Origin of the sequence: Leminorella grimontii ATCC 33999 = DSM 5078 (assembly GCF_000439085.1) — a bacterium.
Classification (GTDB): Bacteria; Pseudomonadota; Gammaproteobacteria; order Enterobacterales; family Enterobacteriaceae; genus Leminorella; species Leminorella grimontii.
Genome location: NZ_AUUA01000015.1, coordinates 1 through 23,216, shown reverse-complemented (window position 1 = coordinate 23,216; position 23,216 = coordinate 1). Strand labels below are relative to the sequence as shown.

Here is a 23,216-nt window from a genome sequence, read left to right as displayed (position 1 = left end):
GTGAAGGCGCATCCGTGAAAATACCCCTGTTTGCACTATACTTTTAGGCACTAACAGTTAAAGTGACGAGAATGCATGAATGATACCCGCCCGGCTCCCCGATAACGAACGGGAACGTCTGAATATTCTAAACGCTTTACGCATTCTGGATACGCCGCCCTCCGAGCGGCTGGATCGCATAACCCGGCTGGCGGCCGAATTCTTTCACGTGCCGGTCGCGCTGGTGACGCTGATAGATAAGGATCGCCAGTGGTTTAAATCCTGTTTTGGCCTCCACCTGCACGAAACGCCGAGAGACATATCCGTGTGCAGCCACGCCATCTTGCAAAACAGCACGCTGGTCGTGCCCGACTTACGAAAAGATCCCCGATTTCACGATATTCCACCGGTTGTTGACGACCCTCACCTGGTGTTTTACGCAGGCTGCCAAATCCATTCACGGGAAGGTGTCGCACTCGGCACGCTCTGTATCATTGACACCAAGCCCCGCAGCTTCAGTGAAAAAGACATCAACAACCTGAGCGACTTTGCCAAGCTGGTCGAGCAGTATTTCCACAGCCTGCAGGAAAGCACTTACACCAAAACCGTAGAGGATACGCTCAGCACGACGGAATCAATGTTCGAGCAAACCTTCAATCAGGCGGCCGTCGGCATGGCGAGCGTCGCGCTAAACGGAGAATGGCTGCGGGTCAATCCCAAGCTCTGCGCCCTGCTCGGATATCGCGAGAATGAGCTGTTGCATAAAACCTTCCAGGAAATCACCCATCCCGACGACCTGGAGTCCGACCTGCACATGATGCAAGAAATACTGGCCGGTAAAGTAGAAACCTATTCCATTGAAAAACGCTATATAAACAGTCAAGAGAGCGCATTCTGGATTTTGTTGACCGTCTCTTTGGTAAAAAACCGTCAGGGCGAACCTCACCACTTTATCGCCGTCATCGTTGATATCGACGAAAGGGTCGCGGCCCAAACCGAGCTTCGCAAGCTGACCAACGAATTAGAGGCCCGCGTTAAGCAACGCACCGTACAGTTGGAAAACACGCTGCACCTGATTCACGAAGAGGTGGAACAGCGCATCGAGGCAGAAACCCTGCTCAATATCGAAAAAGAACGACTGAAAGAAATTACCGACAACGTACCGGCGCTCATCAGCTGCGTCAGCCACAATCTTCACTACACTTTCAGCAACAAAACTTACGAAGATTGGTTCGGCTTTTCCGCCGTCGGTAAATACATGCCGGAGGTTATCGGCGAGGAGAGCTTTAAACGCTCCAAAGCCTATTTAAGTCGGGTGATTGACGGCCAGCGCGTCGCGTTTGAAAACAAGCTGATGACGCGCCAGGGGATCAAGCACGTCCAGACAACGCTCATCCCTCATAACGATAGAGAACAGAGCGAGTTTTACATTCTTTCGCTAGACATCACCGAACTCAAACAGCTGCAGGAGACGCTGATTTTCGAAGCCTCCCACGATATTCTCACCGGCCTGCCCAACCGCCGCTCGTTTCTCAATACGCTCAACGCCTACCTCCAGGATGGCGATATGCATCCCTGGATTGGGCTGTTTTTCCTCGATCTGGACGGATTTAAGCAGTTTAACGACGTCTACGGCCACGACTTTGGCGATAGGGTATTAAAAAACGTCGCCACCATCGTCAGCGGAGCAGTGAGGCTGGAAGACATCCCCGCGCGGCTGGCGGGGGACGAATTTACTATCCTGCTAACACATCCGGACAATCCTATTGAGGTAGCAAAAACCATCAGCCAAAGGTTGCTTAAGAAGCTGGCCGAACAGAGGGAAATTAACGGCATCCCCGTCAGACTGAGCCTTAGCATCGGCATCGTTATCGCCCGCAATACGCAAAACCTTACGCCGGAAGCCTTGCTTTCCAGCGCAGATAAGGCCATGTACCGAGCTAAGCAGGAAGGTAAAGGCACCTACCACATCGAACTCGTTGACGATTAAACAGTCGTCTCGATAGGCATAGCGCGACGATTAATCAGCCTTATCTGCTTAAGCAGCAGGAAAAAGACCGGTACAGCCAGCACGACTGCCGATATTGGCATCGCGAGCCAGATGCCGTTAACGCCCCAAAAGTGCGGCAAAATGAACAGAAACGGCAGCTGAATCACCATATTACAGATAGTGATGACCAGCGCCTTATGCCCTTCGCCGATAGACTGGAAAAACGCTTCGGTGATAACGAAGAACCCCTGTGTAAACAGCATGAACAGAGACAGGCGGATAGCAACCGCCGTCACCTCAGACAACGCGCGATCGTCGCCTGCGAAGAAGTCGGAGAACGCCGTTGGAAACAGCAGCATGGCCAGCGTATAGACAATCCCTCCGCCCACGCTGTACATCAAAGCCAGCCTCAAAATCTTGCCGGTCGAGGCGACGTCCCTGGCGCCAAAAAAGCGGCTCACCAGCGGCTGCATGCCGTGCGCCAGCCCTTCTGACAGCAGGTAGTAGAACGTCAGCAAATAGCCAACGATTGCATATGCAGCCACCTCTATCGCTCCACCGTGCTTAAGCAGCATAAAGTTATAGGCAACAATGATGACGCTGATATATACGTACATAAACAGGCTCGATGAGCCGTTTTTACAGATTTTCCAGCACAGATCGCCGCGAGTCGTGAAATCGCTCTTCGCGATGCGAACCGGGCTGCGTCGGCTAAAAACGTAGCACAGCGCCAGCACCATCGCGGTGGACTCGGCAATCAGCGTCGCCAGCGCCACGCCGAACAGCCCCATTTTTAAAATGACGATAAACAGGTAGTCCAGCGCAATGTTCATTAGCGCGCCGATGACCATAAACGTCGTCGCCAGACGCGGCGCGTTCAGGTTACGCATCAGGTAAGGCACGGCAATGCTGCCGAGCACCAGCGGCGCGCCAAAGGCAATAACGTTCAGAAAATCATGGCCATAGTCAAGCACCCGCCCTTCTGCTCCCTGAAGCGCCAGCATCGCCCTTCCGCCGTAGAACAGCGCCACGCTTAGCAGCAGGCCAGGGATAATAATCAACAAAGGAAGCTGGCCAATATAGGCGGCCGCTAGTTTCCCCTTGCCGGCGCCCCGGGAAAGGGACACGTGGCTGCCGATGCCGATGCCTACCATCAGGCCCACGGCCAGCAGAACGCCAACCATCGGCCAGGCGAGGTTAATCGCCGCCAGCCCGTCGCTGCCGATATAGCGGCCAACGAAAAAGCCAGCAATGATTTGATAAGTGCCGCTCACAAGCATCGCGATCAGCGCCGGAACGGCATAACGGGCGAAAAGCGCCCCTATGCGCGTATCTGATAACATATTTCACCTACAGTGATGTCTTGTTTGAGCCTTAAAACGACGCAGGATCGGCGCCAAGCTCATTGATAATGCCGTTTTTCAGCAGGCTCGCTGCCGTCGCCGGCAGCAGGATGTCCGCACTGATGTCAAACATGGAAATAACGCCAAAACCTATGGCCATCAGGCGCCACGCTCTGGCCGAAACGTCGTCGATGTTCAGAGCGGGGCAGAACGCGCCGCTGCGGCATCCTTCTTCGATGATGCGAACCGTCTCTTCATGCAGCGCCTGCAGCGACTGCGCGTAGGCCTGCCCAAACGCCTTATCGCGTACCGCTTCCGTCCAGGCGTCGTTCCAGAGCCGGGAGTCGGGGTCGTCCGCCGAACTTCCTGAATAGTCCAACAGCGAAAGGAGCTGCCCTGCGGGCGTCAGGCCCTGAATTCGTTCGCAGGCGCGTCGGTGTTCCCGTTGGCAAAAGTGCTGAAACACCTCTCTTCTCAGCTCGGCCGTCGACGAAAAGTGGTGATGAATAATCCCCGTTGCGGCGCCCATTTCAGCACTCACCTTTCGGGTGGTGATATTCATGAGTCCATCTCGAAGCGCCACGGTGGTCGCCGCTTCAACGATCGCCGCGCGACGTTCGTCTTTTGCCATATAGGACATCGGTACGCTCTCCCCTACCCCTTCAGTGTTGATCAATCGTTCAATTTGAACGAATGTTCATATTACTTGCGCATGAATGAAAGATCCAACGCTTTTTTCTAAGATTTAAACTATCACTCACGCCGAAAAACGTTGGGCATAAAAAAACCCCGCAAGAGCGGGGTTTCATTTTTTGTCACAGAAAACCTAGAAGTTAATCCATCAGGCCTCAGCCTCTACGCGGCCTTTGCCCAGCATCTCCTGCTCGTATTCGCGAGACTTCTTCTCATCGAACTGGCGCTCCCACTTGGCGATAACCAGCACCGCCAGCGCGTTGCCGACCACGTTCAGCGCCGTACGGGCCATGTCCATGATGCGGTCGACGCCGGCAATGAACATCAGGCCATCGAGAGGAATACCCACGCTGCCCAGCGTCGCCAGCAGCACAACGAAGGATACGCCCGGAACGCCGGCAATGCCCTTGGAGGTCACCATCAGCGTCAGCACCAGCGTGATTTCCTGCATTAGCGACAGCTCAATGCCGTACAGCTGGGCGATAAAGATTGCCGCAATGCTCTGATAAAGCGTAGAGCCGTCCAGATTAAACGAATAGCCGGTAGGCACCACGAAGCCGGTAATCGCCTTCGGCGCGCCGTAGGCTTCCATTTTTTCGATAATGCGCGGCAGCACCGTTTCGGAGCTGGCGGTAGAGTAAGCCAGGATCAGTTCGTCCTTCAGGATGCGGATAAGCGTCCAGATGCGCAGGCCGCAGAGGCGCGCAACGGCGCCGAGCACCACTAGCCCAAAGAACACGATGGCCGCATAAACCAGCACGACCAGCTTTAGCAGCGGTATAAGCGACGAGAAACCGAAGGTAGCGACGGTCACGGAGATCAGCGCAAAAACGCCGACGGGCGCGTAGCGCATGATCATGTGCGTCACGCGGAACATCGTCTCAGACATCGCTTTAAACACGTTCAGCAGCGGCGCGCGCGTCTCCTTGGGTAGCGAGGACAGCCCCAAACCAAACAGCACCGAGAAGAAGATGATAGGCAGCATCTCGCCAGACGCCAGAGCCTTAAAGATGTTGGTGGGAATGAGCGACATGATGGTGATCACCAGGCTATGGGCGCCGCTCTGCACCTCTTGGGTCGTCGCTTTATATTGAGAAATGTCCACCGCGCTCAGCTGAGACATATCAATACCGTGACCGGGTTGAAAAACATTAGCCGCCGTCAGGCCGATAATAATGGCGACGGTGGTGATAATTTCAAAGTAGATAATGGTTTTCAATCCGATGCGGCCAAGCTTTTTCGCGTCGCCTACGCCCGCAATGCCGACTACCAGCGTGGAGACCACGATAGGCACAACGATCATTTTAATAAGGCGGATAAAGATATCGCCCGCAGGCTTAAAGAAGTTGATGACCAGCCAGTCGACAGAGTCCGATCCATGCATAACGGAGCCAACAATAACTCCAAGAATCAGCGCAATGAGGATCTGCCAGGCTAGGGTAATTTTAAAACCATTCATATGACTTGATTTCCTTCACTTTCATTTAACGCCCACGACCGGGCGCCGCCTGTCAATCAGGCATTCTCTTTTTCGAGCGTCATGCTCTTTGAATATGTATTCCTCTTCCTAATTTCTTAATGGATAAAAATCTGCAGATAAAAAACCGCAGACGCTCTTTTTAGCATTTTATGAAGCAAAATTACATTTTTCTTTACGTAATGGATGCAATTCAGATGAAAACACTACTAAATAGGGAGGTTATCGGCCATCTTGCCTGTAAAAACAATAGATTAATATTTAATCAAATTGCCGTTTATGTTTTTTATGTTTCTTAGCGAAATTACGTTGGAATATATAGATTAACTGTTTAATTTTTAAAATGAATATAAGATTTTCATTGTCAAAATATTGATATACCTATTAAGTGTAGAATAGGGCTAAAAATGTCCCTTAATTAATAAATTCTATCTTAGATAAAGATTTTTGCCCCAACGGCCGAAAACCGGATATAAAAATTACGATATGGCGAAATTTTTCCCTATTCAACGTTTCGACTGCCTAATTTGCATACATCACGGTCATTCTCTATACATTCAGACTAAACGCTTTTTTATTCATAATGTTAGGCCTCACCCTGACCTGCTGGACGCGTTGAAGCCTAAAATATCGATTCAGCATAAAAGTCCACCATTATTGGTGATGCCAGTCCTTTAGTTCGAATAATCTGCGGCTTATCGACCCTTTTGCCATTATCCTCTAAGACGAAGCGTGATCCTCCGCTCAAAAAAGAGATATAAAAAGTGCGCAATTTTTCCTCAACAACTACATTACATAATGTTAACAATTTTGAGGGGTCAATAATGAGCACTGTTCATAAACATCCCGTTCCTGCATCCATTGCGGACAATGCGCTGATAAACAGGCAGCAGTATGAGACGATGTATCGGCAGTCGGTAGAGACTCCCGATGAGTTCTGGCGCCAGCAGGGAAAAATAGTTGACTGGGTGAAGCCTTACCAGAAGGTAAAAAATACCTCCTTCGCGCCGGGAAACGTCTCCATCCGCTGGTTTGAAGACGGTACGCTAAACCTGTCCGCTAACTGTCTGGACAGGCATCTGGCCGAACGCGGCGAACAGACGGCGATTATATGGGAAAGCGATAGCGGTGAACAAACTCAAACTATCACTTACCGCCAGCTGCACCAGCGCGTATGCCGCTTCGCCAACGTGCTTAAGTCACTCGGCCTCAAACAGGGCGACGTTGTCGCTATCTATATGCCGATGGTGCCGGAAACCGCCGTCGCCATGCTGGCCTGCGCCAGATTGGGGCTTATCCATTCGGTTATCTTCGCGGGCTTCTCCCCTGAAGCCATCGCCGGGCGCATCATAGACTCAAGCGCCAGACTGGTTATCACTGCCGACGAGGGTCTGCGCGCGGGTAAAACCATTGCGCTGAAAAAGAATGTAGACGACGCGCTGGCTAACCCAGGCGTAAAAAGCGTCGAACACACTATTGTATTCCAAAGAACCAGGGGAGCGATTGCCTGGCATCCACATCGCGACCTGTGGTGGCACGAGCTGCTTGAGCGGGAAGAGGACGACTGCCCGCCGATCGAACTCCCGGCGGAAACGCCGCTGTTTATTCTCTACACCTCCGGCTCTACGGGGAAGCCCAAAGGCGTGCTGCACACCACCGGCGGCTATCTGGTTTACGCAGCCCTGACGTTCAAATACGTCTTCGACTACCACGACGGCGAGATCTACTGGTGTACCGCCGATATGGGCTGGGTAACCGGCCACAGCTATGCGCTCTATGGCCCGCTGTGCAACGGAGCGACCACCCTGCTGTTTGAAGGGCTGCTGACGTCGCCTGGCCCTAACCGCATGTCGCAAATCGTCGACAAGCACCGGGTCAACATTCTCTACACCGCACCGACCGCCATTCGCTCTCTGATGGCTCAGGGTGACCTTGCCATTGAGGGCACCCGCCGCGACTCCCTGCGTATTATGGGCTCCGTCGGCGAACCAATTAACCCCGAAGCCTGGGAGTGGTACTACTACACTATCGGCGACGGTAGATGTCCGATCGTCGACACCTGGTGGCAAACGGAGACCGGCGGATTCATGCTTACGCCGATGCCCGGCGTCACCGAGCTGAAGGCGGGCTCGGCCACCAAGCCGTTCTTCGGCGTTAAGCCGGCGCTGGTAGACAACGACGGGAAAATACTGAACGGCGCCTGCGAGGGCAACCTGGTGATAACCGATTCCTGGCCGGGGCAGGCGCGGACGCTGTTTGGCGACCATGAACGTTTTGAGCAAACCTACTTTTCGTCATTCAAAAACTATTACTTCAGCGGCGACGGCGCCAGGCGTGATGAAGACGGCGACTACTGGATCACCGGGCGCGTCGACGACGTATTAAACGTCTCCGGCCACCGGCTAGGCACCGCTGAAATCGAATCGGCGCTGGTCTCCCATCCTAAAATCGCCGAAGCGGCGGTGGTGGGCATAGCTCACTACATCAAAGGACAGGCTATCTACGCCTACATCACGCTAAACCACGGCGAACAGCCCAGCGATGAGCTTTATGACGAAGTCATCAAATGGGTGCGTAAAGAAATTGGTCCTATTGCTACACCAGACATTCTGCACTGGACGCAGACCCTGCCTAAAACGCGTTCAGGGAAGATCATGCGTCGAATACTCAGGAAAATCGCCGACGGAGACACCAGCAATTTGGGCGACACTTCTACGCTTGCCGATCCCGGCGTCGTAGAAAAGCTGCTACAGGAAAAAGCGGCAATGAAAGCGGCATCATAGTCTTCGCCGCCTCGCGCGGCGATATTCAACCGTTTAACTCTAAATAATTCGAGCTGTAGAACAAACGCCGTCGGCGTTTGAACGGCGCCAGACGCTGCCCCTGAAAAAGGGGCAAGTCCCACGGATAGGTCGAGTAACGTTTGCCGTCAACGCGTCTGCGGCTTGAAGTATGGCGAGTCTATCTCACAGGAGATACTCCTATGAACGAACAGATCTATCAACGGATTGAAAGTAACCCTCGCTTTAAAGAACTGGTGCGCCGACGCGACAACTTTGCCTGGACGCTGTCGGCCATTACGCTGGCGCTCTACGTCGGCTTTATCCTACTCATCGCCTTCGAGCCCCAGTGGCTCGGCACCCCGTTAACCGAAGGTTCCAGCATCACGCGGGGCATTCCTATCGGTATGGGCCTGATCGTTGCTTCTTTTGTCTTAACCGGCATTTACACTTATCGCGCTAACCGTGAGTTCGATGAGCTTAACGCCCAGATATTGAACGAGGCCCACCAATGAAAAGCCGCCTGCTCCTTGCGCTGCTTGCGCTCTCAAACGCCCCTTTAGCGCTGGCCGAAGCCGTTAACGGCGAAGTCAAACGTCAGCCGCTGAACGTAGAAGCCATCGTGATGTTCGTGCTGTTCGTCGGCCTGACGCTCTACATTACCTACTGGGCTTCAAAGCGAACCCGCTCTCGCTCCGACTATTACACCGCCGGGGGTAAGATCACCGGCCTGCAAAATGGCCTGGCGATCGCGGGCGACTTTATGTCCGCCGCGTCGTTTTTAGGCATTTCCGCGCTGGTATACACTTCAGGCTACGACGGCCTTATTTACTCCATCGGCTTTCTCATCGGTTGGCCCATTATCCTGTTTCTCATCGCCGAGCGATTAAGAAACCTTGGGCGCTACACTTTTGCAGACGTCGCCTCTTATCGCCTGAAGCAAAAAGAGATCCGTACCCTCTCCGCCTGCGGTTCACTGGTGGTGGTAGCGCTGTATCTGATAGCGCAGATGGTTGGCGCAGGGAAGCTTATTCAACTGCTGTTCGGCCTTAACTACCACGTGGCGGTCATTCTGGTCGGCATCCTGATGGTGATGTACGTCCTGTTCGGCGGCATGCTGGCCACCACTTGGGTACAGATTATCAAAGCGGTGCTTTTGCTGTCGGGCGCAAGCTTTATGGCCATCATGGTGATGAAGTCGGTCAACTTCAACTTTAACGAGCTGTTCGTGCAGGCGATTAAGGTGAGTCCGAAAGGCGGCGCCATCATGAGCCCCGGCGGGCTGGTTTCCGATCCCATCTCGGCGCTGTCGCTCGGGCTGGCGCTGATGTTTGGCACCGCAGGCCTGCCGCACATCATCATGCGCTTTTTTACCGTCAGCGATGCGAAGGAAGCGCGTAAAAGCGTGTTCTACGCCACCGGGTTTATCGGCTATTTCTACATATTGACCTTTATCATCGGCTTTGGAGCGATTTTCTTAGTCGGCGGCAACCCGGCCTTCAAAGACGCCGCCGGAGCGCTTATCGGCGGCACCAACATGGCGGCAGTTCACCTGGCTAACGCCGTCGGCGGCAGCTTCTTCTTAGGGTTTATCTCTGCGGTCGCCTTCGCCACCATACTGGCTGTCGTCGCGGGATTAACGCTGGCAGGAGCGTCGGCGGTATCTCACGACCTGTACGCTAACGTGATTAAGCAGGGTAGCGCCACCGAGCGAGACGAACTTAAGGTCTCTAAAATCACCACCGTGGTGCTCGGCTTCGTCGCCATTGGGCTGGGCATTTTGTTTGAAAAGCAAAACATCGCCTTTATGGTCGGACTCGCCTTCTCCATCGCCGCCAGCTGTAACTTCCCCATCATCATTCTTTCCATGTACTGGAAAAAGCTGACGACGCGGGGGGCAATGGTCGGCGGCTGGTTGGGGCTTGTGAGCGCCGTCACTATGATGATCCTAGGGCCGACTATCTGGGTGCAGATCCTCGGACACGCGAAGCCTATCTATCCCTATGAGTACCCGGCGCTGTTCTCAATGCTGATTGCGTTCGTCAGCACCTGGTTCTTCTCGATTACTGACACGTCGGAAAACGCCGTCCAGGAAAGGCTGCTGTTCGACCCGCAGTTCATCCGCTCACAGACCGGCTACGGTGCATCAGGGAGCGTTTCACACTAATTCGACCTTCAAGGCTAAATGACAAAAAGCGTCGCCCTTCACGGACGGCGCTTTTTTATCCACGATAACAAATAAAAAAAACGCCGATCGATAGCCTCGATCGGCGTTTGTCTGTCACAGCGTTAGCCTAAAGGCCTGCGTCGATTATTCGTCGTCGCTGTTGCCCAAGCCTGCGTTCAGAAGCTCAGCCAGGTTAGCCGACGCTTCTTCCGCGCTCACCTGCGGCGCAGAGGTCACGTCTTCCGCATGACGGCGGCGGACTCTGTCCTGGTGGTAGGCATAGCCAGTACCCGCCGGGATCAGACGACCAACGATGACGTTCTCTTTCAGGCCACGAAGTTCATCGCGCTTGCCGGCAACGGCGGCTTCCGTCAGCACGCGGGTCGTTTCCTGGAACGATGCCGCAGAGATGAAGGACTCGGTCGCCAGAGAGGCCTTGGTGATACCCAGCAGATCGCGAGCAAACGTTGCGCCCAGCTTGCCTTCGGCTTCCAGAGCGCGGTTGGCGATCTTGATGCGGGAGTATTCCACCTGCTCGCCTTCCAGGAACTCGGTGTTGCCTGCATGCATGATGGTGCCCTTACGCAGCATCTGACGAACGATAACTTCAATGTGCTTATCGTTAATCTTAACGCCCTGTAAGCGATAAACTTCCTGCACTTCATTCACGATGTAACGAGTCACTTCGTGAACGCCGCGCAGGCGCAGGATATCGTGCGGCGCTTCCGGACCGTCGGAAATCACGTCGCCGCGTTCGACCAGTTCGCCTTCGAATACGTTAAGCTGACGCCACTTCGGAATCATCTCTTCGTACGGCTCGCTGCCGTCCATCGGCGTGATCACCAGACGACGCTTGCCCTTGGTCTCTTTACCGAAGGAAACCACGCCGCTGACTTCAGCCAGGATTGCGGGTTCTTTCGGACGACGCGCTTCGAACAGGTCGGCAACGCGCGGCAGACCACCGGTAATATCGCGAGTACCGCCGGATTCCTGCGGAATACGCGCCAGCGTGTCGCCCGGGTTGATTTCAACGCCGTCTTCCAGCTGGATAATCGCTTTACCCGGCAGGAAGTACTGAGCCGGCATGTCGGTACCAGGGATCAGCACGTCATCGCCCTTAGCGTCGACAACCTTCAGCGCCGGACGCAGGTCCTTGGTGCTGCCGGTACGCTCGGCGCCTTCCAGAACAACGATAGAGGACAGGCCGGTCAATTCGTCGGTTTGACGGGTGATGGTCTGGCCGTCAACCATATCGGTGAAGCGAATGAAGCCGCTGACTTCAGCCACAACCGGCATGGTGTGCGGATCCCAGTTGGCGACCATTTCACCGCCGGTGACGTTTGCGCCGTCGCCCTTGGCAAGCGTTGCGCCGTAAGGCACTTTATAGCTTTCCTTGGTGCGGCCGAACTCGTCAATAAGCGTCAGCTCGGTGTTACGAGAGGTGATAACCAGCTTGTTGGCTGCGTTAACCACGAACTTGGCGTTCTTCAGCTTCAGGCTACCTGAGTTCTTCACCTGAATGCTGGATTCAGCCGCAGCACGCGATGCCGCACCACCGATGTGGAACGTACGCATGGTTAACTGGGTACCCGGTTCACCGATGGACTGTGCCGCGATAACGCCGATGGCCTCACCCTTGTTGATGATGTGGCCACGCGCCAGGTCACGACCATAGCAGTTGGCGCACACGCCGAAATCGGTGTCACAAGTAACGACAGAACGCACCTTAATGATGTCGACAGAGTGCTCTTCCAGCAGGTCACACCACTTCTCGTTGAGCAGCGTATTGCGCGGAACCAGAATGTCGGCAGTGCCAGGCTTCAGCACGTCCTCGGCCGTAACGCGGCCCAGTACGCGCTCACGCAGCGGCTCTTTAACGTCGCCGCCCTCGATAACCGGCGTCATGATGATGCCGTCATAGGTGCCGCAGTCGTCTTCGATAACCACCAGATCCTGAGCCACGTCAACCAGACGGCGAGTCAGATAACCGGAGTTCGCGGTTTTCAACGCGGTATCCGCCAGACCTTTACGCGCACCGTGAGTTGAAATGAAGTACTGGAGTACGTTCAGACCTTCACGGAAGTTTGCGGTGATCGGCGTTTCGATGATGGAGCCGTCCGGCTTCGCCATCAGGCCACGCATACCGGCCAGCTGACGGATCTGAGCGGCAGAACCACGAGCACCGGAGTCAGCCATCATAAAGATGCTGTTAAAGGAAACCTGCTTCTCTTCTTCGCCGTCGCGGTTAATCACCGTTTCGGAAGAGAGGTTTTCCATCATCGCCTTGGCTACGCGCTCGTTGGCGGCAGCCCAGATGTCGATAACTTTGTTGTAGCGTTCGCCCGCGGTCACCAGACCGGACTGGAACTGCTCCTGAATTTCCGCAACTTCGGTTTCGGCTTCGTTGATGATTTCCGCTTTCTTAGCCGGGATCACCATGTCGTCGATACCAACGGAGGCGCCTGAACGCGCCGCGTAGGCAAAGCCGGTGTACATCGTCTGGTCAGCGAAAATAACGGTCGGCTTCAGCCCCAGGATGCGATAACAGGTGTTAATCATCTTGGAAATGGCTTTCTTGCCCAGCGCCTGGTTAATGATGGAATAAGGCAGCCCCTTCGGCACGATCATCCAGAAGATGGCGCGACCAACGGTGGTATCCACCAGGCCGGTTTTTTCCGTCATTACGCCTTCGGCGTTTTTCACGTATTCAGTGATGCGAACCTTAACGCGAGCGTGCAGCTCGGCGTGGCCGGCGCGATAAACGCGTTCGGCTTCTTTCGGCCCGTTCAGCACCATGCCTTCGCCTTTGGCGTTAACCTTGTCGCGGGTCATGTAGTACAGACCCAGAACAACGTCCTGAGAAGGAACGATGATAGGCTCGCCGTTCGCCGGAGACAGAATGTTGTTGGTAGACATCATCAGCGCACGCGCTTCCAGCTGTGCTTCCAGCGTCAGCGGTACGTGAACGGCCATTTGGTCACCGTCGAAGTCGGCGTTGTACGCCGCACAAACCAGCGGGTGTAGCTGGATGGCTTTACCTTCGATAAGAACCGGTTCAAACGCCTGGATACCCAAACGGTGCAGGGTTGGCGCACGGTTCAACAGTACTGGGTGTTCGCGGATAACTTCGTCCAGGATGTCCCAAACGACGGCTTCTTCGCGCTCAACCATCTTCTTGGCGGCTTTGATGGTGGTGGCGAGGCCACGCAGCTCAAGCTTGCCGTAGATGAACGGTTTGAACAGCTCCAGCGCCATTTTCTTCGGCAGACCGCACTGGTGCAGACGCAGGTATGGACCTACGGTGATTACAGAACGACCGGAGTAGTCAACGCGCTTACCGAGCAGGTTCTGACGGAAACGACCCTGCTTACCTTTGATCATGTCGGCCAGAGACTTCAGCGGACGCTTGTTAGAGCCGGTGATCGCACGACCGCGACGGCCGTTGTCCAGCAGGGCGTCGACCGCTTCTTGCAGCATGCGCTTTTCGTTGCGCACGATGATGTCCGGCGCGGCCAGATCCAGCAGGCGCTTCAGGCGGTTGTTACGGTTAATGACGCGACGATACAGATCGTTTAAGTCAGAAGTCGCAAAGCGGCCGCCGTCCAGCGGAACCAGCGGACGCAGGTCCGGCGGAAGCACCGGCAGCACGGTCAGGATCATCCACTCAGGCTTGTTGCCGGACTGAATGAACGCTTCCAGCAGCTTGATGCGCTTGGTCAGCTTCTTACGCTTGGTCTCTGAATTGGTTTCGTTCAGCTCTTCGCGCAGCTGTTCGCACTCTTGCTCCAGATCCATGTTCTTGAGCAGAGCCTGAATAGCTTCGGCGCCCATCTTGGCGTCGAATTCGTCACCGAACTCTTCCAGCGCGTCCAGATACTGCTCTTCGGTCAGGATCTGGCGCTTTTCCAGGTTGGTCATGCCGCCTTCGACCACAACGTAAGATTCGAAGTACAGCACGCGTTCGATGTCGCGCAGAGGCATATCAAGCAGCAGGCCGATACGAGACGGCAGCGACTTGAGGAACCAAATGTGGGCGGTCGGAGACGCCAGCTCGATGTGGCCCATGCGCTCACGGCGCACTTTAGTTTGGGTCACTTCAACGCCGCACTTCTCACAGATAACGCCGCGATGTTTTAAACGCTTGTACTTACCGCACAGGCATTCATAGTCTTTTACTGGCCCGAAAATACGGGCGCAGAACAAACCGTCACGCTCAGGCTTGAACGTACGGTAGTTAATGGTTTCCGGCTTTTTCACTTCGCCGAAAGACCAAGAACGGATCATGTCTGGCGAAGCCAGCGCGATTTTGATGGCGTCAAACTCTTCGGTCTTGGTTTGCGCTTTCAGAAACTTCAGTAAGTCTTTCACGGATCGGCTCCTGTCGGAGTTAAACCTGTTGGGCGCTTAAGCCTGTCTTAAACTATGAAACTATCGTTTAAGGGGTTAAGCGCCCCTGTACCTGCAACCATCCCCGGCGAACCGGGGCTTACGGTATGAGGAACTTATTCCTCTTCCAACTCGATGTTGATACCCAGCGAACGGATTTCTTTCAGCAATACGTTGAAAGACTCGGGCATGCCCGGCTCCATCTGATGGTTGCCATCCACGATGTTTTTGTACATCTTGGTACGGCCGTTGACATCGTCGGACTTGACGGTCAGCATCTCCTGAAGCGTGTACGCTGCGCCATAGGCTTCCAGCGCCCACACTTCCATCTCACCGAAGCGCTGTCCACCGAACTGCGCCTTACCACCCAGCGGCTGCTGAGTAACCAGGCTATAAGAACTGGTAGAGCGTGCATGCATCTTGTCATCAACCAGGTGGTTAAGCTTCAGCATGTACATGTAGCCAACGGTAACCGGACGCTCAAACTTCTCACCGGTACGTCCATCAAACAGCGTGATCTGACCTGAGGTCGGCAAGCCGCCCAGCGTCAGCAGCTCTTTAATTTCTTTCTCTTTGGCGCCGTCAAACACCGGAGTCGCTATCGGCATACCCTTACGCAGGTTTTCAGCCAGCGTCAGCACTTCTTCATCGCTGAAGGTGTTGAGGTCTACGGTCTGACGGGTAGTATCGCCCAGATCGTATGCCTTCTGGATGAACTCGCGCAGCTTGGCCACTTCCTGCTGCTGCTTGAGCATGGCGTTGATCTTGTCGCCGATGCCTTTTGCAGCCATACCCAGGTGAGTTTCCAGGATCTGACCGATGTTCATACGAGACGGTACGCCCAGCGGGTTCAGTACGATGTCGACCGGCGTGCCGTTCTCGTCGTAAGGCATATCTTCGATCGGGTTGATCTTAGAGATAACGCCCTTGTTACCGTGACGGCCTGCCATCTTATCGCCCGGCTGAATCTGACGCTTAACGGCCAGATAGACCTTGACGATCTTCAGCACGCCCGGTGCGAGGTCGTCGCCCTGGGTGATCTTGCGGCGCTTGCCTTCCAGCTTCTTCTCAAACTCGGACTTCAGCTCGTCGTACTGCTCGGCCAGCTGCTCCAGCTGGTTTTGCTTCTCTTCGTCGCTTAAGCCGATTTCCAGCCACTTGTCGTGGGTTAGCTTGGAAAGCTTCTCTTCTTCGATACCGCCGGCGACCAGCACGTCGTGGATACGGGCAAACAGGCCAGCTTCGAGGATCTTCAGCTCTTCCGTCAGGTCTTTTCTTACCTGCTTAAGCTGCATGTCTTCGATTTCAAGCGCACGCTTGTCCTTCTCTACGCCGTCGCGGGTAAATACCTGCACGTCGATAATGGTGCCGGATACGCCGTTCGGTACGCGCAGCGAGGAGTCCTTAACGTCAGACGCCTTTTCACCGAAGATTGCACGCAGCAGCTTCTCTTCCGGCGTCAGCTGGGTTTCACCTTTCGGCGTTACCTTACCGACCAGAATGTCGCCGCCGGTCACTTCCGCACCGATGTAAACGATACCGGATTCATCCAGCTTGGAGAGCGCTGCTTCACCGACGTTCGGGATGTCAGCGGTGATCTCTTCAGGCCCCAGCTTGGTGTCGCGAGACACGCAGGAGAGTTCCTGAATGTGGATGGTGGTAAATCTGTCTTCCTGAACCACGCGTTCGGACACCAAAATGGAGTCTTCGAAGTTGTAGCCGTTCCAGGGCATGAACGCTACGCGCATGTTCTGACCCAGAGCCAGTTCACCGAGGTCGGTAGACGGGCCGTCGGCCAGCACGTCGCCGCGCTCAACCTTCTCGTCCAGCGCCACGCACGGCATCTGGTTGATACAGGTGTTCTGGTTGGAACGGGTGTACTTGGTCAGGTTATAAATATCAATGCCCGCTTCGCCCGGCATCATTTCGTCTTCGTTAACTTTGATAACGATACGAGATGCGTCGACGTACTGAACGGTACCGCCGCGCGTTGCGACAGAAGTAACGCCCGAGTCAACGGCAACGGCGCGCTCCATACCGGTACCTACCAGCGGCTTGTCGGCGCGCAGGGTCGGAACCGCCTGACGTTGCATGTTCGCACCCATCAGGGCGCGGTTAGCATCGTCGTGCTCAAGGAACGGAATCAGCGAGGCGCCGACGGAAACTACCTGCTGGGTCGAAACGTCCATATAGTCAACCTGATCGCGGCTGAACAGGCTGGATTCGCCCTTGTTACGGCAGGTAACCAGGTCTTCAATGAAGTGGCCTTCGTCATCCAGGTTGGAGTTCGCCTGAGCGATAACGAAGTTGCCTTCTTCAATGGCAGACAGGTAATGAATTTCGTCGGTCACAACGCCGTCAGTCACCTTACGGTAAGGCGTCTCGAGGAAGCCGTACTCGTTGGTCTGTGCGTACACGGACAGAGAGTTAATCAGACCGATGTTCGGACCTTCAGGCGTTTCGATAGGACACACGCGGCCGTAGTGGGTCGGGTGAACGTCTCGAACTTCAAAGCCCGCGCGTTCGCGCGTCAGGCCGCCTGGGCCGAGGGCAGAGATACGACGCTTGTGCGTAATCTCTGACAGCGGGTTGTTTTGGTCCATAAACTGGGACAGCTGGCTTGAGCCGAAGAACTCTTTCACCGCCGCCGAAATCGGCTTGGCGTTGATCATGTCCTGAGGCATCAGGGTATCCAGATCGCCTAAAGACAGGCGCTCTTTCACCGCGCGCTCAACGCGAACCAGGCCTACGCGGAACTGGTTCTCGGCCATTTCGCCGACGGAACGGATGCGGCGGTTGCCCAGGTGGTCGATGTCATCCACTTCACCGATACCGTTACGGATACCGATGAGCTTTTTCATGACGTCGATAATGTCTTCTTTGCTCAGAATGCCGGAACCTTCGATCTCGTCGCGGCCCAGAGAGCGGTTGAACTTCATGCGGCCTACCGCAGAAAGGTCATAGCGGTCTTCCGAGAAGAACAGGTTCTCAAACAGGTTTTCAGCCGCTTCGCGCGTCGGCGGTTCGCCTGGGCGCATCATGCGATAGATTTCGACCAGCGCGCTCAGGCGGTCGGTCGTGGTATCCACGCGCAGCGTTTCAGACATATAGGCGCCGTGGTCGAGATCGTTGGTAAACAGCGTCTCGATGCGCTTGTGGCCCGCCATGCTCAGCTTGGCCAGAAGATCCAGCGTCAGCTCCATGTTGGCTGGGCAAATGATTTCGCCGGTGGCTTCATCGATATAGTCTTTCGCGGCCACCTTGCTGATGATGTACTCGGTCGGCACTTCGATCTTGTCGATGCCGTCCTTTTCCAGCATGCGGATATGGCGAGCGGTAATACGGCGGCCTTTTTCTACATAGACCTTGCCGTTGGCTTCGATATCAAAAGAAGCCGTTTCACCGCGCAGGCGCTCAGGAACGAGCTCCATCTGCAGCTTGTTGTCGCGAATTTCAAAGACGACTTTGTCGAAGAACAGGCCCAGAATTTCTTCTGAGGTAAAGTTCAAGGCGCGCAGAATGATCGTCGCTGGCAGCTTGCGGCGACGGTCAATACGGACAAACAGGTTGTCTTTCGGGTCGAACTCAAAGTCCAACCAGGAACCGCGATAAGGAATGATGCGTGCGTTATAAAGCACCTTGCCCGATGAGTGGGTCTTGCCCTTATCGCTGTCAAAGAACACGCCCGGGCTTCTGTGCAGCTGGGAAACGATAACGCGCTCAGTGCCGTTAATCACGAACGTTCCGTTATCGGTCATGAGCGGAATTTCGCCCATGTAGACTTCTTGCTCTTTGATGTCTTTTACGGTACCCGCCGGCGCGTCACGATCGTAAATGACCAGACGCAGCTTCACGCGCAGAGGCGCAGAGAAGGTGACACCGCGGATTTGACACTCTTTGACGTCGAATACAGGTTCACCGAGGCGATAGCTGACATACTGCAGCTCAGAGCTGCCGCTGTAGCTTTGGATAGGGAACACGGAGCGGAATGCTGCTTCCAGGCCGTGTTGGCCTTCCGAATCTTGCTCGATAAACTTCTGGAACGAGTCAAGCTGGATTGAAAGAAGGTATGGAACGTCCAAAACCTGCGGACGTTTGCCAAAATCCTTACGAATACGTTTTTTCTCGGTATAGGAGTAAACCATAGGGTTCCTCAGCTCGCTGACAAGTCGACCCATGCCGCCCGCCCGAACAGGGGCAGCTCTTCATCTTCATACGAACACTATTTACTTCGATCGGAGGCGGAGAAAACCTCCGCAATACTCATTTCTATTACTCTTAAATCATTTCATTGCGCTTGTACTTAGGCCGTTAGCTCAAAGCAGGGGACGCAGTATATTAAGTCGTCAATAGAAAGAAATATTGGGGTTGTTCAGTGGACAAACAGTGTGAAATCCCACTGACACCCTATAGCGCAAAAAGGCTGGTGACCAAAAAGTCACCAGCCATCAGCCTTTTAAGTCAGGCTGCAAACTGGAAAAAAGTCTTACTTGACCTCAACGGTCGCGCCTGCTTCTTCCAGAGACTTCTTAAGAGCTTCAGCTTCATCTTTGCTGATGCCTTCTTTAACGGCTGCAGGAGCTGCTTCAACCAGATCCTTCGCTTCTTTCAGACCCAGACCGGTCGCGCCACGAACTGCTTTGATAGCAGCTACTTTGTTAGCGCCAGCGCTGGTCAGAATGACGTCGAATTCAGTCTTTTCTTCAACTTCAACGGCCGGGCCAGCAGCAACAGCTACGGCAGCGGCAGCAGAAACGCCGAATTTTTCTTCCATCATGGAGATCAGTTCAACAACGTCCATTACGGACATTTCTGCAACTGCGTCCAGAATTTGCTCTTTAGTGATAGACATAATCATTATTCCTGAATGTAGAAAGTAGTTTATACGTTAGCAAATACAACGTGGCGATTAAGCCGCTTGCTTGCTGTCGCGCAGTGCCGCAAGAGTACGGACCAGTTTGCCTGCAGAGGCTTCTTTCATGGCCGACATCAGGCGCGCGATAGCTTCTTCGTAAGTTGGCAGAGTTGCCAGGCGGTCGATTTGGGCCGCTGGGATAAACTCGCCTTCAAAGGCTGCGCCTTTAACCTCAAACTTTGCATTGTCCTTAGCGAACGCTTTGAACAGACGAGCGCCAGCGCCCGGATGCTCATGAGAAAATGCAATTAAGGTTGGACCGACGAACGTGTCTTTCAGGCACTCGAACTGAGTACCCTCAACGACGCGACGCATCAGCGTGTTGCGAACAACGCGCATGTAAACGCCAGCTTCACGGCCTGCTTTACGCAGTTCGGTCATTTTGTCTACGGTAACGCCACGGGAATCCGCAACGACGGCAGACAGCGCGCCCTTGGCTACTTCACTCACTTCAGCAACAATCGCTTGTTTGTCTTGAAGATTTAATGCCATTGGCTTTTTGCTCCTGGATTAAGCCGGGAAAATTCCCGGAACTCACTTTTCACCCGAACCTTAGTTCCCAAAGGCGTTTAGGAAGCGGGCGTTGAAACACGGTGAGTAGAATCCAGCAAAAATTTCTTTAAAAGACATTTTTAGGCTCTCTCACCGTCTACGCAGGCCGTTGTTCTTTTTAAAAAAGAACGCGTAATTAAGTATGTCGCCATACGCCTGCGGTCTTGGACGGAGGCCTGGATAAGGCCAGGCTCCAACCGGAAAATCTAAGGGGCTAAATTCTAGACGAATCCAGCCCCGTAGTAAAGCAGTGAATTAGTTCGCTGCTGCGCTCAGGCTGCCCTGATCGATAGCCACGCCCGCGCCCATAGTAGTGGACAGGCTGATCTTCTTAACGAAGATGCCTTTAGCGGTAGAAGGCTTAGCCTTCTTCAGCGCGGACAGCAGAGACTCTAAGTTCTCTTGCAGTTGAACGGCGTCAAAGTCAACCTTACCGATAGTGGTATGGATGATGCCGTTCTTGTCGTTGCGGTAACGAACCTGACCGGCCTTAGCGTTTTTAACCGCTTCAGCAACGTTCGGAGTTACGGTGCCGACTTTCGGGTTCGGCATCAGGCCGCGAGGACCTAAAACCTGACCCAGTTGGCCAACAACGCGCATTGCGTCCGGAGAGGCGATAACAACGTCAAAGTTCATTTCGCCTTTCTTGATCTGATCGGCCAGATCTTCCATACCTACCAGTTCAGCGCCGGCAGCCTTAGCTGCTTCAGCGTTAGCGCCCTGAGTAAATACGGCAACGCGAACGGAACGACCGGTGCCGTGCGGCAGTACGGTAGCACCACGTACGTTTTGATCTGATTTACGAGCATCGATGCCGAGGTTAACGGCTACGTCGACGCTCTCAACGAACTTGGCGGTAGCCAGTTCTTTTAGCAGCGCAACGGCTTCAGTAATCGGATACTGCTTAGTTGCATCAACTTTTTCACGAATAACGCGCATGCGCTTGGTTAGCTTAGCCATCGATTAACCCTCCACTACCAGGCCCATGGAACGCGCAGTACCTTCGATCGAACGCACCATGGCGTCGATGTCAGCACCCGTCATATCCGCTGCTTTAGTCTGAGCAATTTCGCGAACCTGAGCCGCGGTTACAGTGCCCACTTTGGTCTTGTTCGGTACACCAGAACCAGACTTGATGCCAGCAGCTTTCTTCAGCAGAACGGCTGCAGGAGGAGTCTTGGTTACGAAGGTGAAAGAACGGTCAGCGTAAACGGTGATAACAACAGGGATCGGCAGGCCTTTTTCAATGCTGTCAGTTTTAGCGTTGAATGCCTTACAGAATTCCATGATGTTAACGCCCTGTTGACCCAGAGCGGGGCCAACCGGCGGACTTGGGTTAGCCATACCGGCTGCAACTTGCAGCTTAACGTAGGCTTGGACTTTCTTAGCCATTGAGATTTCCTCAGTTTGGGTTATAGCGCCTCGTAGAGGCTCCCCGATTCAGTTTATAAAAAACAAAAAAATAAAAGGCGCGAAATTATAAAATAACTTCGCACCTCTTTCAAGAGGTCAACGCTTGGCGCGTCGACTTTAAATTAACCGATGACGGTTTAGCCTTTCTCTACCTGGCTGAAGTCCAACTCGACCGGCGTTGAACGACCAAAAATAGAAACGGATACTTTCAGGCGGCTCTTCTCGTAGTCAACTTCTTCCACCACGCCGTTAAAGTCAGCAAACGGACCGTCGTTAACGCGAACCATTTCACCCGGTTCAAACAGCGTCTTCGGCCTCGGCTTGTCGCCAACCTGCTGCAGGCGGTTCATAATAGCGTCGACTTCTTTGTCGCTGATAGGCGCGGGTCGGTCAGACGTGCCGCCGATAAAGCCCATCACGCGAGGAATGCTGCGCACCAAGTGCCAGGTCGCGTCGTTCATCGCCATCTGCACCAGCACGTAGCCAGGGAAGAACTTGCGCTCGCTCTTACGGCGCTGGCCGCCGCGAATCTCTACAACTTCTTCAGTCGGCACCATTACTTCGCCAAACTGATCTTCCATTTCGTGCAGCTTGATGTGCTCACGCAGGGACTGGGCGACGCGGCCTTCAAAACCGGAAAATGCTTGAACCACGTACCAACGCTTCTTAGGGGCTTCAGACATTTTAGAACCTCAGGCCAGTGATAAATGAGACCAAACGGACCAGAATACCATCCAGCCCCCACAGGATCAGAGACATAACGACGGTTACGGCGGCAACGATAAGCGTCGTGTGCAGGGCTTCCTGACGCGTGGGCCAGATCACCTTGCGCATCTCAATGCGCGCGGCGCGAGCAAACTCGAGCGTCGCCTTGCCTTTTGCCGTAAGCATCGCAATGACGAAGGCTATCCCAATAACGACAACGACGGCCGTTGCGCGCAGAAGAACGCTGTATTCCCGATACAAAAAGTTACCGACGATCGCAGCAAGCACCAGCACGGCGACGATAATCCACTTAACGGTATCCAGTTTTCCACCGCTTCCTTGAGCTTCGGTATTCGCACTCATAAACCAACCTGTCATTATGACTTAAATAAACTTTACCCCGCATTATAGCAGAGCAACCAAGCCGAACGCCCTTATCTTCGGCATCTAATCGTAGCTATATCACAGCTATGCCGTAAGATATGAGCCTATCTCACCCTGATTCTCAGACCCGTTTCTAATAAGAATTTCGGTCAAAAAACCTGATGAGATAGGTTCTTTTTTTTGCAACGTTGAAAAAGGGCATCAAATGATGCCCTTTTAAAGCCCGTTACGTCAATCTTATTTGACGATCTTGGCGACAACGCCCGCACCAACGGTACGGCCGCCTTCGCGGATTGCGAAGCGCAGACCTTCGTCCATTGCGATCGGCGCAATCAGACTTACGGTCATCTGAATGTTGTCGCCTGGCATTACCATCTCTACGCCTTCCGGCAGTTCGATGGTGCCTGTCACGTCAGTCGTACGGAAGTAGAA

The 23,216-nt window shown here is 54.1% G+C and carries 16 protein-coding genes; 4 read left to right on the top strand and 12 right to left on the bottom strand.

Annotated features, from left to right (window positions below; all coding sequences use genetic code 11):
* Positions 1 to 79 precede the first annotated feature (79 nt).
* Complete coding sequence (locus G544_RS0114930) at positions 80 to 1,969, top strand: diguanylate cyclase domain-containing protein (protein WP_027275349.1); 1,890 nt, start codon at positions 80 to 82, stop codon at positions 1,967 to 1,969.
* Here G544_RS0114930 and G544_RS0114925 read toward each other — a convergent pair.
* The 3 genes from G544_RS0114925 to gltP all read right to left on the bottom strand — a co-directional run bounded on the left by G544_RS0114925 (position 1,966) and on the right by gltP (position 5,464).
* Positions 1,966 to 3,312: an MATE family efflux transporter gene (locus G544_RS0114925; RefSeq protein WP_027275348.1), complete on the bottom strand. Its 1,347-nt coding sequence runs from the start codon at positions 3,310 to 3,312 to the stop codon at positions 1,966 to 1,968. The genes G544_RS0114930 and G544_RS0114925 overlap by 4 nt on opposite strands.
* Positions 3,313 to 3,343: 31 nt before the next feature.
* Entirely contained in the window at positions 3,344 to 3,952 is a 609-nt protein-coding gene (locus tag G544_RS0114920; RefSeq protein ID WP_027275347.1) for a TetR family transcriptional regulator, read from the bottom strand.
* Between the two features lie 201 nt (positions 3,953 to 4,153).
* A complete protein-coding gene (gene gltP, locus G544_RS0114915) occupies positions 4,154 to 5,464 on the bottom strand; it encodes a glutamate/aspartate:proton symporter GltP (protein WP_027275346.1) in 1,311 nt (436 codons plus the stop codon).
* A gap of 842 nt (positions 5,465 to 6,306) precedes the next feature.
* Between gltP and acs the strand changes: the two genes are divergently transcribed.
* The 3 genes from acs to G544_RS0114900 all read left to right on the top strand — a co-directional run bounded on the left by acs (position 6,307) and on the right by G544_RS0114900 (position 10,429).
* On the top strand, positions 6,307 to 8,265 hold the full coding sequence (gene acs, locus G544_RS0114910; RefSeq protein ID WP_027275345.1) for an acetate--CoA ligase: 1,959 nt from the start codon (positions 6,307 to 6,309) through the stop codon (positions 8,263 to 8,265).
* A 200-nt stretch (positions 8,266 to 8,465) separates the two neighbouring features.
* Positions 8,466 to 8,777 carry a DUF485 domain-containing protein gene (locus G544_RS0114905; protein ID WP_027275344.1) on the top strand — a complete coding sequence of 104 codons (312 nt, stop codon included), beginning with the start codon at positions 8,466 to 8,468 and terminating at the stop codon, positions 8,775 to 8,777.
* Positions 8,774 to 10,429 (top strand): cation acetate symporter, encoded by a 1,656-nt coding sequence (locus G544_RS0114900; protein ID WP_027275343.1) that lies wholly within the window; start codon positions 8,774 to 8,776, stop codon positions 10,427 to 10,429. The genes G544_RS0114905 and G544_RS0114900 overlap by 4 nt, the downstream gene beginning before the upstream one ends.
* A 144-nt stretch (positions 10,430 to 10,573) precedes the next feature.
* Here G544_RS0114900 and rpoC read toward each other — a convergent pair whose 3' ends face one another.
* The 9 genes from rpoC to G544_RS20720 form a co-directional block, all read right to left on the bottom strand.
* Entirely contained in the window at positions 10,574 to 14,797 is a 4,224-nt protein-coding gene (rpoC, locus tag G544_RS0114895) for a DNA-directed RNA polymerase subunit beta' (protein ID WP_027275342.1), read from the bottom strand.
* A 134-nt stretch (positions 14,798 to 14,931) separates the two neighbouring features.
* Positions 14,932 to 18,960, bottom strand: a complete 4,029-nt coding sequence (gene rpoB / locus G544_RS0114890) for a DNA-directed RNA polymerase subunit beta (protein ID WP_027275341.1) — start codon at positions 18,958 to 18,960, stop codon at positions 14,932 to 14,934.
* A gap of 341 nt (positions 18,961 to 19,301) precedes the next feature.
* A complete protein-coding gene (gene rplL / locus G544_RS0114885; protein WP_027275340.1) occupies positions 19,302 to 19,667 on the bottom strand; it encodes a 50S ribosomal protein L7/L12 in 366 nt (121 codons plus the stop codon).
* A 57-nt stretch (positions 19,668 to 19,724) separates the two neighbouring features.
* Positions 19,725 to 20,222, bottom strand: a complete 498-nt coding sequence (gene rplJ, locus G544_RS0114880; RefSeq protein ID WP_027275339.1) for a 50S ribosomal protein L10 — start codon at positions 20,220 to 20,222, stop codon at positions 19,725 to 19,727.
* A 315-nt stretch (positions 20,223 to 20,537) separates the two neighbouring features.
* Positions 20,538 to 21,242 (bottom strand): 50S ribosomal protein L1, encoded by a 705-nt coding sequence (rplA, locus tag G544_RS0114875; protein WP_027275338.1) that lies wholly within the window; start codon positions 21,240 to 21,242, stop codon positions 20,538 to 20,540.
* A gap of 3 nt (positions 21,243 to 21,245) precedes the next feature.
* Positions 21,246 to 21,674 carry a 50S ribosomal protein L11 gene (gene rplK / locus G544_RS0114870; RefSeq protein WP_027275337.1) on the bottom strand — a complete coding sequence of 143 codons (429 nt, stop codon included), beginning with the start codon at positions 21,672 to 21,674 and terminating at the stop codon, positions 21,246 to 21,248.
* A 158-nt stretch (positions 21,675 to 21,832) separates the two neighbouring features.
* Entirely contained in the window at positions 21,833 to 22,378 is a 546-nt protein-coding gene (nusG, locus tag G544_RS0114865; RefSeq protein WP_027275336.1) for a transcription termination/antitermination protein NusG, read from the bottom strand.
* A gap of 1 nt (position 22,379) precedes the next feature.
* Positions 22,380 to 22,763 carry a preprotein translocase subunit SecE gene (gene secE, locus G544_RS0114860; protein WP_027275335.1) on the bottom strand — a complete coding sequence of 128 codons (384 nt, stop codon included), beginning with the start codon at positions 22,761 to 22,763 and terminating at the stop codon, positions 22,380 to 22,382.
* 258 nt (positions 22,764 to 23,021) lie between these two features.
* On the bottom strand, positions 23,022 to 23,216 hold a 195-nt coding region (locus G544_RS20720), incomplete at its 5' end, for an EF-Tu C-terminal domain-related protein (RefSeq protein WP_036024235.1).